Source organism: Flavobacterium coralii, assembly GCF_019891545.1.
GTDB lineage: Bacteria > Bacteroidota > Bacteroidia > Flavobacteriales > Flavobacteriaceae > Flavobacterium > Flavobacterium coralii.
The window spans coordinates 500,552-517,943 of the sequence record NZ_JAHDIU010000001.1; the positions used below are offsets into that span (position 1 = coordinate 500,552).

At 40.7% G+C, this 17,392-nt stretch carries 17 protein-coding genes; 10 read left to right on the forward strand and 7 right to left on the reverse strand.

Going from position 1 to position 17,392, the window contains the following annotated elements:
• Positions 1-127 precede the first annotated feature (127 nt).
• Positions 128-1,330, reverse strand: coding sequence for an aminotransferase class I/II-fold pyridoxal phosphate-dependent enzyme (locus KJK34_RS02365; RefSeq protein ID WP_317196854.1), 1,203 nt, complete (start codon positions 1,328-1,330; stop codon positions 128-130).
• A gap of 170 nt (positions 1,331-1,500) precedes the next feature.
• Between KJK34_RS02365 and KJK34_RS02370 the strand changes: the two genes are divergently transcribed.
• From KJK34_RS02370 to KJK34_RS02400, 7 genes are all read left to right on the forward strand, one after another.
• The gene (locus KJK34_RS02370) at positions 1,501-1,959 is read left to right on the forward strand and encodes an Lrp/AsnC family transcriptional regulator (RefSeq protein ID WP_223052238.1); all 459 of its coding nucleotides are present in this window, start codon (positions 1,501-1,503) and stop codon (positions 1,957-1,959) included.
• 96 nt (positions 1,960-2,055) lie between these two features.
• Entirely contained in the window at positions 2,056-3,462 is a 1,407-nt protein-coding gene (gene lpdA, locus KJK34_RS02375; RefSeq protein ID WP_223052239.1) for a dihydrolipoyl dehydrogenase, read from the forward strand.
• Between the two features lie 76 nt (positions 3,463-3,538).
• Entirely contained in the window at positions 3,539-3,751 is a 213-nt protein-coding gene (locus tag KJK34_RS02380; RefSeq protein ID WP_223052240.1) for a hypothetical protein, read from the forward strand.
• Positions 3,744-4,058, forward strand: a complete 315-nt coding sequence (locus tag KJK34_RS02385) for a type II toxin-antitoxin system RelE/ParE family toxin (protein WP_223052241.1) — start codon at positions 3,744-3,746, stop codon at positions 4,056-4,058. The genes KJK34_RS02380 and KJK34_RS02385 overlap by 8 nt, the downstream gene beginning before the upstream one ends.
• A gap of 5 nt (positions 4,059-4,063) precedes the next feature.
• Positions 4,064-5,413 carry an anthranilate synthase component I family protein gene (locus KJK34_RS02390; RefSeq protein ID WP_223052242.1) on the forward strand — a complete coding sequence of 450 codons (1,350 nt, stop codon included), beginning with the start codon at positions 4,064-4,066 and terminating at the stop codon, positions 5,411-5,413.
• A 31-nt stretch (positions 5,414-5,444) separates the two neighbouring features.
• Entirely contained in the window at positions 5,445-6,761 is a 1,317-nt protein-coding gene (gene tilS / locus KJK34_RS02395) for a tRNA lysidine(34) synthetase TilS (protein ID WP_223052243.1), read from the forward strand.
• Complete coding sequence (locus KJK34_RS02400) at positions 6,758-8,737, forward strand: protein-disulfide reductase DsbD family protein (RefSeq protein WP_223052244.1); 1,980 nt, start codon at positions 6,758-6,760, stop codon at positions 8,735-8,737. Before tilS ends, KJK34_RS02400 begins: the two co-directional genes overlap by 4 nt.
• 32 nt (positions 8,738-8,769) lie before the next feature.
• Here KJK34_RS02400 and KJK34_RS02405 read toward each other — a convergent pair whose 3' ends face one another.
• From KJK34_RS02405 to KJK34_RS02415, 3 genes are read right to left on the reverse strand one after another with little or no spacing between them, the layout of a single operon-like run.
• The gene (locus tag KJK34_RS02405) at positions 8,770-10,137 is read right to left on the reverse strand and encodes an FAD-dependent oxidoreductase (protein WP_223052245.1); all 1,368 of its coding nucleotides are present in this window, start codon (positions 10,135-10,137) and stop codon (positions 8,770-8,772) included.
• Positions 10,130-11,368 carry a cation:proton antiporter gene (locus tag KJK34_RS02410; RefSeq protein WP_223052246.1) on the reverse strand — a complete coding sequence of 413 codons (1,239 nt, stop codon included), beginning with the start codon at positions 11,366-11,368 and terminating at the stop codon, positions 10,130-10,132. Before KJK34_RS02410 ends, KJK34_RS02405 begins: the two co-directional genes overlap by 8 nt.
• A 60-nt stretch (positions 11,369-11,428) precedes the next feature.
• Positions 11,429-11,806: a PH domain-containing protein gene (locus KJK34_RS02415; RefSeq protein WP_223052247.1), complete on the reverse strand. Its 378-nt coding sequence runs from the start codon at positions 11,804-11,806 to the stop codon at positions 11,429-11,431.
• Between the two features lie 131 nt (positions 11,807-11,937).
• On the opposite strand from KJK34_RS02415, the gene KJK34_RS02420 reads away from it, so the two are divergent.
• Together KJK34_RS02420 and KJK34_RS02425 are read left to right on the forward strand one after the other, a co-directional pair.
• Positions 11,938-13,473, forward strand: coding sequence for a YifB family Mg chelatase-like AAA ATPase (locus tag KJK34_RS02420; RefSeq protein ID WP_223052248.1), 1,536 nt, complete (start codon positions 11,938-11,940; stop codon positions 13,471-13,473).
• Between the two features lie 60 nt (positions 13,474-13,533).
• Positions 13,534-13,764 carry a hypothetical protein gene (locus KJK34_RS02425; protein ID WP_223052249.1) on the forward strand — a complete coding sequence of 77 codons (231 nt, stop codon included), beginning with the start codon at positions 13,534-13,536 and terminating at the stop codon, positions 13,762-13,764.
• 4 nt (positions 13,765-13,768) lie between these two features.
• On the opposite strand, the gene KJK34_RS02430 is transcribed toward KJK34_RS02425, so the two are convergent.
• Together KJK34_RS02430 and KJK34_RS02435 are read right to left on the reverse strand one after the other, a co-directional pair.
• Complete coding sequence (locus tag KJK34_RS02430; protein WP_223052250.1) at positions 13,769-14,152, reverse strand: DUF3037 domain-containing protein; 384 nt, start codon at positions 14,150-14,152, stop codon at positions 13,769-13,771.
• Positions 14,130-14,924, reverse strand: a complete 795-nt coding sequence (locus KJK34_RS02435; RefSeq protein WP_223052251.1) for a HipA family kinase — start codon at positions 14,922-14,924, stop codon at positions 14,130-14,132. The genes KJK34_RS02430 and KJK34_RS02435 overlap by 23 nt, the downstream gene beginning before the upstream one ends.
• A gap of 98 nt (positions 14,925-15,022) precedes the next feature.
• On the opposite strand from KJK34_RS02435, the gene KJK34_RS02440 reads away from it, so the two are divergent.
• Entirely contained in the window at positions 15,023-15,532 is a 510-nt protein-coding gene (locus KJK34_RS02440) for a C40 family peptidase (protein WP_223052252.1), read from the forward strand.
• Positions 15,533-15,567: 35 nt separating this feature from the next.
• On the opposite strand, the gene KJK34_RS02445 is transcribed toward KJK34_RS02440, so the two are convergent.
• Positions 15,568-17,154 carry a L,D-transpeptidase family protein gene (locus KJK34_RS02445; protein ID WP_223052253.1) on the reverse strand — a complete coding sequence of 529 codons (1,587 nt, stop codon included), beginning with the start codon at positions 17,152-17,154 and terminating at the stop codon, positions 15,568-15,570.
• Positions 17,155-17,392: the final 238 nt, after the last annotated feature.

Consider the following 17,392-nt stretch of genomic DNA (forward strand, 5'->3'; position numbering starts at 1 on the left):
TAAGCAAAACAGCCCATATCGCGCCGATTTTTGGTTATTAGTGACAATTCAGCTAAAATTGTTACAAAAAAATCCGCTTCAGGTACTGAAACGGATCTTGCATTTAATTAGTTGGTTGGATAGGATATTATAAGATGCCAAGTTCTTTCATGCAGTCTTTCATCATGTTATAGGTACGCTCAATATCATTGTCAAGGCCTATCGAGAAACGGATAAGCCCGTCGGTTAAGCCCATTTCTTTTTGCTCTTCGAGTGGTATTTCACTTGAAGTTGAGCTTCCCGGCGCACTGAACAATGTTTTGTAGAAACCTAAGCTTACAGCAAGGTAGCCCAGGTTGCGGTGTTGCATCAGCTCCATTAGTTCATTGGCCTTGTCAAGTGTGCCCACATCAATAGTAAGCATACCGCCAAAGCCATATTCCGGGTTAATCATGTTTTTATAAAGCTCGTGGCTTGGGTGGCTTGCAAGTCCTGGATAAACGGTCTTAAGCCCGTCCTGCTCAAAACGCTCCGCAAGATACATAGCGTTGTGGCTGTGCTGTTTAATCCTGATATGCAGCGTGCGCAGGTTTTTTAACACACTTGCCGCACGAAGGCTATCCATAGTAGGGCCTAAAAGCATACTGGCGCCATCGTTTACATTACGAAGCTGGTCTATAAATTCCTGAGTACCGCAGGTAACACCACCTACAGTATCGCTGCTGCCGTTGATGAACTTGGTAAGGCTGTGTATAACTACATCCGCACCCATTTTTGCCGGCGCTACCGAAAGCGGGGAGAAGGTGTTATCAACCACAAGCTTAAGGTTATGTTTTTTAGCAATCTTCGCAAGGCCTTCTATATCGGCAACTTCAAGAAGCGGGTTACTTACTGTTTCGCAATAAAGCACTTTTGTATTTGGTGTTATGGCTGCCTCAACAACATCAAGTTTTGTAATATCTACAAAAGCCGTATTGATATTTAGTTTCGGCAGGAAGTTTTTCATAAAGGCATAGGTACCCCCATAAATCGTGCGGCTCGATACAATATGGTCGCCAGCGGCGCAAAGCTGTAACAGTACAGGGGTGATGGCTCCCATACCCGAAGCGGCTACGTTTGCAGTCTCGGTACCTTCCATAGCAGCAAGTGCCTGGCCTAAGTACAGGTTGCTTGGAGATGAGTGACGCGAATACAGATAACAGCCTTCGGCATTGCCTTCAAATGTATCAAACATGGTTTTAGCCGAAAGGAAAGTATATGTTGATGAATCGGATATTGATGGGTTTACACCTCCAAATTCTCCAAAGTACTGTAAGTCCTGTATTTTGTCTGCGGGATTAAATTTCATGATAAATAGTTTTTGCTGTTTATAGGTTGTATGATGGCAAAGGGAAATAAAATGTATTAAAAAATCAACATACACTTAATTATGCAGTTCTTTTTCCTGCTATTTTGTGATAATGTAGTTTTAAAATCATATAAGGTTATATTTGTACAGAATAAAATGAAAATTTTTCAGTCATGACATTAGATGCCATTGATAAAAAACTGCTGTTGCTGTTACAGAAAGACAGCCGCCGCACTACAAAAGAGCTTTCGTTGCAGTTAAACCTTTCTGTTACTGCGGTTTATGAGAGGGTTAAAAAACTGGAAAGGGAAGGTGTTATAAACCGTTATGTGGCATTGCTTAATCCTAAAAAAGTGCAACGTGCATTTGTGGTGTTCTGCCACATAAAACTGGTGCAACATACTAAAGAATATCTCACCAAGTTTGAGCAGGAAGTAAAAAAGCTGGATGAGGTTTTAGAATGCTACCACGTTAGCGGCGATTATGATTACATTTTAAAAATATATGTCGCCGATATGGAAGCCTACCGCGAGTTTATGGTAACTAAACTTACCACATTACAACATATAGGCAGTACGCACAGCACCTTTATGATTAGTGAAGTAAAGAACACCAATGTTATAGCGGTATAACTTTTGCAACACTTTTTGTTTTTAAGTAGCCTGTACAAAAAAACTTCTGTAAATTTGCCTTACAATTAACAAAACATACAAAAAACTATAGTCAATATGAGTTCATTCGACGTAGCCGTAATAGGTTCGGGCCCCGGCGGGTATGTGGCAGCCATCCGTTGTGCACAGCTTGGGTTTAAAACAGCCATTATAGAGAAATACCCAACCCTGGGCGGTACCTGCCTTAACGTAGGGTGCATACCATCTAAAGCCTTGCTTGACTCTTCACACCACTACCACGATGCCATTTCTCATTTTAAAGAGCACGGTATTGAAATTCCTGGTGAGGTAAAAGTAAACTTTGAGCAGATGATTGCCCGCAAGCAGGGCGTTGTGGAGCAAAATGTTAGCGGCATTAAATACCTTATGGACAAAAATAAAATTACGGTTCTTGAAGGTGTTGGCTCGTTTGAAGATGCAACTCATATAAAAGTGACTAAAGATGGTGGCGAAAGCGAAACTATAGAGGCTAAATATACCATTATAGCAACAGGTTCTAAGCCGTCAACGCTGCCATTTATAAAAATAGATAAAGAAAGGATTATAACTTCTACCGAAGCGCTGAAACTGAAAGAGATACCAAAACACCTTATTGTTATTGGCGGTGGCGTTATTGGCCTTGAACTTGGGCAGGTTTACCTGCGCCTGGGCGCACAGGTATCTGTAGTAGAATACCTTGACAGGATTATACCGGGCATGGATGGTGCGCTTTCTAAAGAGCTGACTAAAGTGCTTAAAAAGCAGGGTATGAAGTTCTACACCAGCCACAAAGTGAAGTCGGTTGAAAGAAATGGCGACACTGTAAAAGTTGAAGCTGATAACGCTAAAGGCGAAACAGTAACCCTTGAAGGTGACTACACACTGGTATCGGTAGGGCGCCGTCCGTTTACAGATGGCCTTAACGCTGATAAAGCAGGTGTAAAAGTTACAGAGCGCGGCATGATTGAAGTGAATGACCACCTGCAAACAAATGTATCGAACATCTATGCTATTGGTGATGTGGTTCGCGGTGCTATGCTTGCCCACAAAGCCGAAGAAGAAGGTGTTTTTGTAGCCGAAACAATTGCCGGGCAAAAGCCGCATATTGATTATAACCTGATACCGGGAGTTGTATATACATGGCCTGAGGTTGCCGCTGTTGGTAAAACTGAAGAACAGCTTAAAGAAGCAGGAGTAGAGTATAAGTCAGGTAGTTTCCCGTTCAAGGCACTGGGCCGTTCGCGCGCAAGTATGGATACCGATGGTTTCGTGAAAATACTTGCTGACAAGAAAACCGATGAGGTTCTTGGTGTGCACATGATAGGTGCCCGTACCGCCGACCTTATCGCTGAGGCAGTTACCGCAATGGAGTTCAGGGCATCTGCAGAGGATATCTCAAGGATGAGCCATGCACACCCAACCTATGCCGAAGCTATGAAAGAAGCTGCGCTTGCCGCTACCGATAACAGGCCGTTGCATTTGTAATTAGTTACATATTATAATTTAAAACCCGCTCCGATAAAGAGTGGGTTTTTTGTATATTTGTTTAAACGCTTTTTATATGACCACATTAGAAATAAAAAAAGAACTTCACGATTTAATTGATAAAGGCGATGCAAGCACTATAAAAGGTTTTTATGAAATGCTAAAATCATATATTGTTTCTGCTAAAAATGATAAGATGATTGCTGATGCAGAAAAAGATATAAAGTCCGGTGACGTTTTAACACACGAGCAGGTGAAAAATATTGTTGCTGCCTGGAGAAATGAGTAAGCCGATAGTATGGTCGCGCAGGTCATTAAATGATCTTAGAAAGGTATATGATTTTCATGTTGCATCATCAGGCCTTAAAGTTGCCGATAAAATTGTAGCAAATATTTTAGATAAGGCAGATTTACTTGAAAGTAATAAATTCGATTATTCACATATAGGCTCGGTTGATGAATCATTTTCACATCTTAAATATTCATATAGAAAATTAATTGAGGGTCACTATAAGATAACTTATCGTATTGGCAGGGGCAAAATTTATATTGTTAGGATTTTTGATACCCGTCAAAACCCGAATAAGAATAAATAAAATCCTTGAGAACTAACACTACATATATACTTAAAGATTTTAAGTTGTTTAAAAACCAACTGTTGCAATGGTCACAACAATTCCGGGAAGTAGTGTTCCTAGACGGGAATGATTACCACAGGAAATATACTTCTTTTGATGCTGTACTTGCCGTTGATGCTTTTACATCAATTGAAACCGATTATGTAAATGCCTTTGCAAAACTTGATGAATACCAGCAGGTAACAAAAGACTGGCTTTTCGGTTACCTGTCTTATGACCTTAAAAACGATACTGAAAAACTAAGTTCTGATAATCATGACGGGCTTCATTTTCCTGACCTGTTTTTCTTCCAGCCAAAAAAAGTATTCTTGATAAAGGGAGATACTATAGAATTACAATTTCTCAATATTTGTGAGGAAGAAAGCCCCCTAACCCCCGAAGGGGGATTAAAACCCCAAGGTGAGTGCGACGACAATTTGCTTTGGAAAATATTTGCCGGTAACGAATTTGAAACCCTTACCCCTCAACCCACAACCCGCAACCCGCAACTGATACAACAACGTATTTCCCACGAAAGCTATTTAGATAAAGCAAACCAAATGTTGGCATACATTCAGCGGGGCGATATTTATGAGGCGAATTTTTGCATGGAATTTTATGCCGAAGATGCGGTAATTGATCCGCTACAAACTTATCAAAAACTAAACGCCATTTCCAATCCGCCTTTTGCGGCTTATTTTAAAAATAATAAACAATACCTTTTGTGTGCCTCGCCCGAGCGCTATTTACGCAAGGAAGGGAATAAAATTATTTCACAGCCGATAAAAGGAACCGCCCGCCGTAGCAGCAATGCGGTTGAGGATGAATCAATAAAGCAGGAACTGCTTACTAACGAAAAAGAGCGCAGCGAAAACATCATGATAGTTGATTTAGTCCGTAATGACCTTTCGCGTACCGCTGCTAAAGGTTCTGTGGTTGTAGAAGAGCTTTGCGGTGCCTATACATTTAAGCAGGTGCATCATCTTATATCCACAGTATCATCACAGCTTAAAGAGGGTTTTACGGCAACTGACGCGCTTAAAACTACATTTCCGATGGGCAGCATGACTGGTGCGCCTAAAATTTCTGCTATGGAGATTATTGAGAAGCTCGAAGAGACCAAGAGAGGTCTCTACAGTGGTGCTTTGGGCTATTTTACTCCTGAAGGGGATTTTGATTTTAATGTGGTAATCCGCAGTATTTTGTATAATGCAGCAGAAAGGTATGTTTCGTTTTCTGTCGGGAGCGCTATAACAGCAAAGGCAGACCCTGAAAAAGAATATGAAGAGTGCCTGCTAAAAGCAAAAGCCATGCGGAGTGTGCTGGAGCAGTAGGCAGATAGGTAACAATTCCTTATTTTTGTGAATGCTTAATCAACTTCGCCATCACTTACAGCAAAACCTGCCTTTTTTACGTAACAGTAAGCTACTGCTTGCTGTTAGCAGCGGTATAGACAGTATAGTTATGGCAGTGCTCTTTAAAACGCTTGGCTATGAAATAGCGTTGGCGCATTGCAACTTCAAATTAAGGGGTAGCGAGAGCGATGGTGATGAAAACTTTGTCAATAGTTTTGCAGAAATAAATAATATTTCTGTACACACAACCCGCTTTAATACAGTTTCTTTTGCTTCAGATAATAAAGTATCTGTTCAAATGGCAGCAAGGCAGCTTCGTTACAGCTGGTTTAATGAATTGGTAGAGAAGCACAACTATGATTACCTGCTCACAGCCCACCATCTTGATGACCAAATAGAAACATTCCTGATCAATTTTACGAGGGGTACCGGCCTTGAAGGCTTAACGGGTATCCCGCAGCAAAACGGCAGAGTTGTCCGCCCGTTGTTGCCTTTCAGCCGTACTGAAATAGAGCAGTATGCACAGCAGGAAGGTTTACAGTGGCGTGAAGACAGCAGTAATGCATCAGATAAATACCTGCGCAACAAGTTGCGCCATGATGTGGTACCGGTACTTAAAACATTAAATAAAGATTTTGGTATGTCGTTTGCATCTACTACAGAGCATTTGCATCAGGCTTTGTCTTTGGTTCAGGATGCGGCTGTCATAGTGTATAAAGAAGTGGTTACAGAGAAGGAAAATCAAAAGCATATCAATTTACTACAATTGCTCAGGCTGCCAAACTACAAAGCATACCTTTACCAGTGGCTGCATCCGTTTGGCTTTACAGCTTGGCACGATATTTATAGCCTTGTTGAGGCGCAGCCCGGAAAGTTTATACTTAGTGAAGGTTTCAGGTTGCTTAAAGACCGCGATGTGATGATACTGGAACCAACTTTATCTGAAACGGATGCTATTTATACCATTGAAGAAGGTCAGGAAATAGTAAGTGAACCTGTAAATTTACGCCTTCAGGAAATTGGAGAATTACCTAAGGATATGCTTAAAAACGGGATATATGTTAACAAACAATTAATAAAATTCCCGTTATTTGTAAGAAAGTGGCAGGAAGGTGATTATTTTTACCCTTTTGGTATGAATGGCAGAAAAAAGAAAGTATCGAAATTTTTTAAGGACGAAAAGATGTCGCTGTCTGATAAAGAAAACACCTGGTTGTTATGCTCCGCCAATGATGTTGTGTGGATTATAGGGCAGCGGGCGGATGAACGTTTTAAAGTAACTGAACAAACAACGCAAATTTTAAATATACAGCTATTATCAAAATGAAAAAAACAGCATTTTTATTTTTTTCAATCTTTGCTTTTATTTCAATGCATTCGCAGGTGCTTGATCCTGTTAAATGGAAATCGAAGATCGAAAAGAAATCGGATACCGAATATGTCCTGATTTTTGATGGTGTAATTGAAGACGAGTGGCACATGTATTCGCAATTTACACCGGAGGGCGGGCCACTGCCAACAGAAATACTTTTTAATAACGCTGAAGGTAATTTTGAGGCACCGGAAAAAGCCGAAGAGAGTGAAACCCACACCCAGTTTAATGATGTTTTTGGCGTAGATGAAACGTATTTTGACAAAACAGTTCAGCTAAAGCAGACCATTAAAGTTACCAATCCTAAGAATAATCTCGTTCAGGCAGAGCTTTTTTACCAGGTTTGTAAGGAGCAGTGCATCATGCAGAACAAATATTTTGAATTTGATTTAAAAGCATTAACCTCTAAAGAAGTAGTTGAGTTTGGAGCAGCTGCTGTTGCCCCGACAGGAGATCAGGATGAGGGAAACGATAAGCCTGCTGCTGAAACTCCGCAGCCAGAAAAAGAGGATGATTTAAGCTTATTGGGCTTTTTCTTGTTGTGCTTTGCAGGGGGATTTACAGCTTTACTAACCCCTTGTGTATTTCCTATGATACCTATGACGGTAAGTTACTTTACGAAACAAAGTAAAACAAAAGCTGCGGGTATAAAAAACGCATTTATTTACGGAATCTCTATAATCATCATCTATGTAGTTCTGGGTCTTGCGGTAAGTGCAATATTTGGTGCTGATGCGCTTAATGAACTCTCTACAAGCGTTTCGTTCAACCTGATATTTTTTATCTTGCTACTCGTATTTGCCTTTTCATTTTTGGGGGCATTTGAAATTATGCTGCCTAATTCTTGGGCAAACAAAATAGACCGGCAAGCTGATAGAGGAGGTTTTATAGGTATATTTTTTATGGCATTGGCTCTTGCCGTTGTATCCTTCTCATGTACAGGTGTAATAGTTGGAAACGTTTTGGTAAAAGCATCCATTGAGGGCGGCCTTGCACCGGTTATAGGTATGTTAGGGTTTTCCTCTGCTTTGGCATTACCGTTCATGCTGTTTGCCATGTTCCCTGGCTGGCTTAACTCGTTGCCTAAATCAGGAGGCTGGCTTAATACTGTAAAAGTATTTTTAGGCTTTTTAGAGCTTGCTTTTGCATTTAAGTTCCTTTCTAATGCCGACTTGGTTTTGCAGGCTCATATTCTGGAGCGTGAAACCTTTCTTGCTATCTGGATAGCTGTATTTGGTACACTTGCATTATACCTGTTTGGTAAAATTACCTTACCGCATGATAGCCCTATCACCTCTATTTCAGTTGGCAGGCTTAGTTTGGGAATATTCGTATTGTCATTTACAATATATTTAATTCCTGGCCTTTGGGGCGCCCCTTTAAAATTAATAAGCGGATTCCCGCCACCATCCACCTACAGCGAATCACCATTTGGTTTCGGGGGGTCGGCGAACACCATCGGCGATAAAGAACTTCCGGAAGGCGCAAAGTATGCTGAAAATGGCATAATTTCTTTTGAAGATTATGACAGAGGTTTAGAATATGCGAAAGAGGTAGATAAACCGGTTTTATTAGATTTTACAGGATATGCCTGCGTAAATTGCCGTAAGATGGAGCAGCATGTTTGGAGTGATCCGAAAATACTTTCGATATTAAAAAATGATGTAGTGCTGGTTTCACTATATGTAGACGGTACTGAAAAACTTCCGGAAAATCAACAATATGTTTCTGAAACTACCGGCAAAAAGATTAAAACATACGCTCATAAATGGAGCGATCTGCAAATAAGCAGGTATAATGTAAATGCGCAGCCGTATTATGTGCTGATGCACCCTGAAACCGAAGAAAATTTAAATGCCCCTGTTGGTTATACCCCCGACATTTCAGAATATGAGGAGTGGCTTACCTCCGGTATCAGCAACTTTAAATAATATTAAAAGCTCCCATAACGGGAGCTTTTAGTTTATATCTGCTTTATTAAATGCCTTGCGGCTGTCTGCACCGGATCCCATACAGGAGAGAAGGGCGGGGCGTAGCTGAGGTCTAAATCGATAATGTTCTGCAAAGTAAGGTTATACGTTAAGGCTGTTGCAATTACATCTATGCGTTTAGCAGCGCCTTCTTCGCCTATTATTTGTCCTCCTAATAAGCGTCCGCTGTTCTTTTCAGCTAATAGTTTAACCGTTATGTCTTTAGCGCCGGGATAGTAATGTGCTCTTGTTTTACTGTTTATAGAAGCAGCAACATATTCTATCTCCAGTTTTTCGAGGTCTCTTTCCCTAAGCCCTGTGCGTGCTACTTCATATTTGCACAGCTTGCATACGGCTGTACCTACTGCTCCCGGAAAAGTAATGTTTTCTCCTGCTAAATTGCTCCCGACAACAAGCCCCGTTTTATTGGCTATTGTACCCAAAGCAATATGCGTATGCTTTTTACTGACAAGGTCAAGCGTTTCTGTGCAGTCGCCGGCAGCATAAACATCTTCAATGTTTGTCTGCATCCTTCCATTTACCTTTATAGCATCTTTTACTCCAAGTGCTATACCCGACCCTTTAAGGAAACCGGTATTGGGAGAAGAACCCATGCCTAAAATAACCATATCGGCTTCAATTTCCCTGTTATCCGATATAACTCCTGTAACCTTGCCATCTTCAGTTTTGAATCTTTTGAGTCCCTCATTGCAGTATAAGGTAATATCGAGGCTGCGAATGGCTTCCGATATTTTATTACCCATATCAGGATCGAGCGTATTCATAACATGGCTGCCCCTGTTAATGATGGTAACCTTCAGACCGCGTATTAAAAGCGCCTCTGCCATTTCGAGTCCTATATAGCCCCCTCCGACAATAACAGCAGTCTTAGGTTTTTTATATTCTATAAAGTTTTCAACTTTAATACCACTTTTAAGTGTAGATACCCCAAAAATACCTTCGGCTCCATAACCTTCCACATCAGGGCAATAAGCCTTAGCCCCGGTTGCTATCAAAAGTTGGCCATAATCTTCCCAAAATTCGGTCTGATTACCGATGTCCAGTACTTTAACCCTTTTATTTTCAGTATCTACAGCAGTAACTTCATGAAGTGTTTTAACATCAATATTATATTTATTGCGAAACTCTTCCGGGCTGCGCACAATAAGGTCTTCAACTTCAGGAACGGTTTCAGATATAAAGTAGGGTATGCCACAGGCAGAGTAGGAGGTGTACCTCGACTTTTCGAAAACGAGTATTTCCCTTTCGGGCTGCTCGCGCCTGACCTTAGAGGCTGCCGACATACCTGCGGCATCTCCGCCGATTACTACAAGTTTAGGAAGTGTTATTTTGTTATTCATATTTTTCAATTCTTTTTTGAACCATGTGTGCGGTAAGCCCATGGATGAGTACCGAGAAAAATATTGTGGCTATGGTTATATCAAACAATTTCTCGGAATCTTCAAATGTTGCCGATGTTAAAGCATAAGCCAAGTAATATACAGAACCTATACCCCTGATACCGTAAAACGAAAGCACAAACTTCTGGAAACGGTTCAGCCGCATCCCGGCAAGAGAAGCATAGCCCGCAACAGGCCGCACTATAAGTATCATTACAAGTGCCACAATAAGGATGCTCGGGTTAAGTAGTATATAATAATGCGATGCAATAAAAATACCTGTAGCTAAAAATATTAACGCTACTACCATACTTTCCAGCTCTTCATTAAAATCATGAAGGCTGTCCATGTGCTCATCAAATTTCTCATACCGGCTAAACATGCAGGCAGCAACAAATACTGCTATAAATCCGTAACCTCCTGCAATTTCCGTAAGGGCATAAGGTAATAAAGTTAATGATAATGATAATATCCCGCGGCTTATCTTGCTAAGCATATCGTGGTGGGCAATATTAAATACAATTTTAAATAGTCCCCATCCCGATATTAATCCAATAATAAGTGCAATTCCTATTTTAAACAATACATGGTGCAGTAGCCAGTCGCCAATCCAGTTTTCATATTGTGTGCCATATTGTGCAGCCATTATGGCAAAATAAGTGAAGGGGAATGCAAGCCCGTCGTTAAGTCCCGCTTCAGAGGTAAGCCCCAGGCGTATTTTGCTGGTGTCTGCTTCGCTTGGCTGTGATGTTTGCAGTTCTCCTGCCAAAACGGGGTCTGTCGGGGCTATTAAGGCACCAAAAAGCAATGCGGTTGCCGGTGCAAGCCCTGCTATCCACCAGCCCAAGTATGCCGCTGCCACTATGGTTATGGGCATTGTAATTGCCAGCAGGCGGAAGGAGCTTTTCCATGTTTGCCATTTAAAAGGTTCCTTAATTTTAAGTCCGGCATTGGTTAGCGCTACAATTACCACAAACTCTGTTATGCGCTTAATGATTTCCATGTACTGCATCGGCTGAAAAAAATAGTGCAGTAATATAAAATATACCGCTATGCCAACAAGCATATATACTATTGGCGCAGAAATTATTTTTTTTTGCATGATAACCGGCACAATGGCAGCCAGTAGTGCAATAACACCGGCAGCCAGCATGAACAGGTCATATTCTTCCAGTTTAAAATATTCGGGCATTTGTATAATGTAAAATAGCCAAAACAGGCGTTTTGGCTAAGTGTTTTTGGTGTTAGTAAATTAGCCTAAAACATATTGGCTAAGAATCTGGTATACTTCGTTAATGTTATTGTCTTTTCCGAACTGCTTTTTAAGGGGTGCATCTTCGCCTCGTATCCATATTTTAAGCTCTGCATCCAAATCCATAAGACCTGCGCTTTCTTTAGAAAATTTGGTAATGCTACCGTAAGGTATCGTCATATAATCGGCTTTAGAGCCTGTAATGCCCTGTTTGTCTATAAGGATAAGCCTCTTGTTGGTAAATACAAACATATCCCTGATGATACGATAGGCTTTTTGTATCGATTCACCCGGTACTAAAACAGATTCAAATTCTTTCTGTATTTTTTCTACAGAAACCTCTGAAGCCTGGCCTAATATTGCATTAAAAATTCCCATAATTATAATTTGTGTTATCTGTACTAAAGTTAAAACTTAATTTGCTACGAATAATAGGTGGAGCAAATTTTTACAAGTATTTTAAGATTTGAGAAATATTTACTTTATTTTCGGCTGTTAAAAATTACTATATGCTTATAAAAGTTTTCGGAAGTGCCGTGTTTGGAGTAGAAGCCACTACAATTACAGTAGAGGTAAATATAGATAAAGGTGTGGGCTACCATCTTGTAGGGCTTCCGGATAACGCAGTTAAAGAAAGCAGCTACCGCATTGCAGCCGCACTAAAAAACAACGGCTATCAGCTACCCGGAAAGAAAATAACCATTAACATGGCACCTGCCGACCTGCGAAAAGAAGGCTCGTCGTATGACCTTACGCTTGCCATAGGCATACTGGCGGCAAGTGGACAAATTAATGCAGATGAAGTAGGTAACTATATTATCATGGGAGAGCTTTCGCTGGACGGAAGCCTTCAACCCATTAAAGGTGTCCTGCCAATAGCTATTAAGGCAAAGGAAGAAGGCTTTAAAGGTTTTTTCCTGCCAAAGCAAAACGTAAATGAGGCCGCCATAGTAGCAGGGCTTGATGTGTATGGTATAGAGAATGTGACAGAGGTAATCGACTTTTTTGAAGGCGAAGGTTCGCTATTGCCCACTGCAATAAATACCCGCGAAGAGTTTTATAAAACCCTTGATTTCCCTGAATTTGATTTTAGCGATGTGAAGGGACAGGAAAGTATTAAACGCTGTATGGAAATTGCAGCCGCAGGGGGGCATAACATTATATTAATTGGCCCACCCGGTGCAGGTAAAACCATGCTTGCCAAAAGGCTGCCCAGCATACTGCCTCCCATGACGCTTAAAGAAGCTTTGGAAACCACTAAGATACACAGCGTGGCAGGCAAGATAAAAAATGTTGGATTGCTAAACCAACGCCCTTTCCGAAATCCGCATCATACTGCAAGTTCTGTAAGCCTTGTTGGAGGGGGGAGTTTCCCACAACCCGGTGAAATATCACTGGCACATAATGGTGTTCTGTTTCTTGATGAGTTGCCGGAGTTTAAACGCGAAGTGCTTGAAGTCATGCGCCAGCCCCTTGAAGACAGGGAGGTAACTATAAGCCGTGCTAAATTCACCATCACATATCCATCATCTTTTATGCTTGTGGCGAGTATGAACCCCAGCCCCGGCGGTTATTTTAATGACCCTGATGCACCCGTTAGCTCATCGCCACACGAAATGCAACGCTACCTCAGCAAAATATCGGGTCCGTTGCTGGACAGGATAGATATACATATAGAGGTTACACCCGTACCTTTTGAAAAACTCAGCGATACCCGTAAAGCCGAGAGCAGTGTGGAAATAAGAAAGCGTGTTACTAAAGCACGCGAAATACAAACACAACGTTTTGCAGAATCTGACACGGTGCATTATAACGCACAAATGAGTACAAGGCAAATAAGGGAATATTGCAAACTGGACAATACCTCTTTGCAGTTGCTGAAAACCGCGATGGAGAGGCTTAATCTTTCAGCACGGGCTTATGACAGGATTTTAAAAGTGAGCCGTACCATAGCCGATCTTGATAATGCGGCAGATATTGAACCGCAGCATATTAGCGAAGCGATACAGTACAGGAGCCTTGACAGGGAAGGCTGGCTGGGTTAATTTATATTTTATTTCTGAAAATTATACTCTAAAGGTTTTACCTTTATTAAAAACCATTTTATGTTTAAGCAGGAACTACAGGATTTATTTACAAATATGCCCCAACAGGTACAGGAAAAACTAAAGCCTGTTACCGATAACCTTTTGGAGAGGGCAGGAGAGGTCGATGCGTTTGCCGCTGATGACCCTGACTATTATGAAAATGAAAAAGAGCTCATTATGAAAGAGGTGCGCAAAGTAAAATATATTAACTACCAATGGCAGATTATGAATTCCGGCAGGAATAATTAAGCAGCTATAATACTAAATCCTCAAACAGCTTTTGTGCCTTGCTTTCTAAATCTGTACAGAAGCCTGGGTGCGGGCGTGATGTCTGTATTACCGAGCTTCTTACAGCCGTTAGCCACCGAAAACGCTCTGCTGCTTCTAAACCTGCAATTGGGCCGCCATCTTTTGCGCCGTTGCCCACTTTTTTAAATGCTTCGAGATTGCGCTTTACCTGCTCTGTATCCAGTTTGGGGTTAAGCATTAATAGCTTTGCTTCATCAACGGTATAGAGTACTTTTACAAACTTTTGCCGTTTGCAAAACAGTATAACACCTGCATTAACAAACTCTTCGCGCTCTACCCGGGGTACAATCCGGATTACGGCATACTCATATAAGTGTTTGTCTTGCATCTTCAGCTTCTTTTATAAATATATCGGCATTTTCTAAGCGTGTCACCAAAAAAGTAAGGTAAACTTTCCTTATTTCTTCTGCATTAAGCTCGCTTTCCTCCCATTGCAGCCATTCGTCAGGTATAAGATTAACAATGTCCCGTAAAACTTCTGTGGTAAGCAACTCCCTGCACTCCTTGTCTACTTTTTGCAATTCTGAAGCTTGTGGCAGCAGCACATGGTCTTTTATAAGGGCGAATTTGCTTTTGGCATGGCCTTCAGGGTCAGAAAATGAATGATGGAAATATAAGCTTGCTCCGTGATCTATAAGCCATAGCTCCTTGTGCCATATTAGCATATTGGTATTCCTGAAGGTACGGTCAACATTGGTTATATAAGCATCCAGCCACACAATTTTAGATGCCATATCAGCAGGTACAGTTGTAACTACAGGGTCAAAGTTTATAGCTCCCGAAAGATAATGCAGTGCAAGGTTAAGCCCCCTGCTGCCCTGCAATAAGTCCTGTATTTCTTCATCAGCTTCTGTACGCCCAAAGGCTTCGTCAAGTTCTGCAAACACAAGCTCAGGTACCTTTAAGCCCAAAACGCGTGCTATCTCTCCGCCAATCAGTTCAGCGATAAGGGCTTTAGGCCCGTGGCCTGCTCCCTTAAATTTCAGTACATAATTAAAGTTATCGTCTGCCTCTGCTATAGCAGGCAAAGAACCGCCTTCGCGAAGGGGTGTTATATAGCGGGTTACGTTAACCGTTCGCAATTTTATATCTTCCGGCATAAGCTTAGGCTTTGTGTAGGTAAAAGTACTAATAATTGGCAAAACATTATTATTTGTAGAACTATGCGTTTTGTAACTTTAAATGAAATAGATGTAACATGAGATATATATTTTCTGCTTTAGCTCTTTCTGCTTTTGCGTGTAATAATAATGAACCCGTAAAAGAATATGTACCCCCTGTTGAAGTTCAGGATGTTAACCATGATGAGGAACTAAGACAGTCAATAATAAATTTTGCGAAAGAACACCTGGGTGTAACGTATTGCTATGCAGGCAGTACTCCAGAGCAGGGTTTTGATTGCTCGGGCTTTGTCTATTATGTTTATAAACATTTTGGTATAGAATTGCCGAGAAGCTCTTCCGGGTTTAAAAACTTTGGAGAACAGGTTAAGCCAAAAGATTTCAGAGTAGGGGATATATTGGTTTTTTATGGCTACCGTGATTCCGACTCTATAGGCCATGTAGGTATTATTTGTGAAGCTAACGGTATGAATTCGAAGTTTATTCATGCATCTTCAGGGAGCGAATATGCTGTAACAATAAGTGAATTGGGTTCTGAAATGTACACCCGCAGGTTTTATAAAGCCGTGAACGTACTTGATGATTAAAAAAAGAGTCCGCTTTTAAAGCGGACTCTTTTTGTTTATGACCTGTACAGTAATTGCGCGAGCCTGTCGTCTCGTTTATAGACATCATCAAAAAACGCAACATTACCGTCTTCATCTGCCCATGCTGTAAAGTAAGCAATGTAAACAGGTATTTTATTTTTTATGCTGAAGGTGTTTTCTTTTTCGGCATGCATGGCTTTATCAACCTTGCTTTCTGTCCAGTCACCATGTTTTTTTGTTATCAATACGGCAAGTTCTTTAGCCTTTTCAACACGTACACATCCGTGGCTAAAAGCCCTTTCTTCTTTATTGAACAGGCTTTTTGCAGGGGTGTCATGCAGGTAGATGTTATTAGAGTTAGGGAACATGAACTTAACCAATCCCAATGAATTGTTGCCTCCTGGTTTTTGCCTTACGCGGTCGCCTACCCATTCCATATTGTGCTTGGCAAGATAATTAGGGTCGCGTTCTATGCCGGGTTTTATTTCATTTTCAAGTATGCTGTTCGGCACATTCCAGTACGGGCTAAAAGCAATGTAGCTCATCTGACCGCTAAAAACAACTGTTTTATTAAGTTCTTTACCCACAACTACTTTACTTACCAACGCAGGCTCTCCATCCTGATAATAGTGCAGCCTGTATGAGGGTATATTTACAGCAATATATTCTTTTGCGGTATTAAGTTTAGGGGTTATCCAACGGCAACGCTCCATGTTAACCGAAATTGTTTTAATTCTTTCGCTTACCGGTACATTTAATTCTTTAACAAGGGACGGGGTAATCAGGCTGTCAATTTCACGGTTATGCCTTTTATCATAAGCATTAACTGCTTCTACCAGGTCATTGTCAAATATACTTTTACCGCTGTTGTTTTTAAGATAGCCTTCTTTAAATAATCTTTCACGAACCTGTGCCACAGCCGCCGCTGAATCTCCTGGCTTTAATGCCTTCACACCCTTATCGAGTGTTATAGTTCCCCATCCGCCATTTTTTTCAATCTCGCGGTATTTCTTTAATCCTTTTTTCAGGTTATAGTATTGTGTGAAAAACTCTTTTTTGTCTTTTACAATAAGCTGTGGGTCGCGCATTAGTGTATCAAGATACGCTACATAAGATGTTTTTTCGCGTGGCAGGTACCAGCCGGTTTCGCGGCTTGCCTGCTTGTCCAGCCCTTCATATACTTTTTTGGTATAGTAAAAATACATAGAGCTGATAAGTAGTTCAGCATTCAGGTTTGGGTCTTTTTTAGTATCACCATAAAAAAGGTTGCTCAAATCATTCCTGTAAGGCAGTTTTCTCTCAAGCCCTTCTTCGTCAAGCTGATTAGTCTGATTGTATAATACCTGTGCAAATTCAATTATACCGCCTTTGTCGTACCAAATATAATGGTTGTGCTTGCTGTAAAGTTCTTTAATATCGCCTCTGAATTCTTTATAATCAGGGTATTTATCAAAAAAAGCTTCAAAGCGGGTTGTATCTATTGGTATGGTATTTTCTTCATCATGCACCTCTATACCCGAAAGGTCTTCATTACCTTCATCATCTTTGTTTTTCTTGCAGGAATACAGCATAAAAACACTGCCCAAAATAACAATAAGGGCATTTAATCTCAATCTCTTCATAGTTCTTTTATTGTTTCATTAAATTTACGGAAATTTAAAAATGTACTATTATTTTTAATAAAAGTTTAGCTGATTACCCTATAAGCTACGTAAAAATAATAGTCCGTTTTTTTCTGTTTCATGATAAATATCATGAAATATATGCGATTCAATCTTTTATTTTACAGCATATTACAAGTGTAACAATTGTTACTGTGCAAAAGTTATGCTGCAATTACTTTTACACCATAAACCAAAA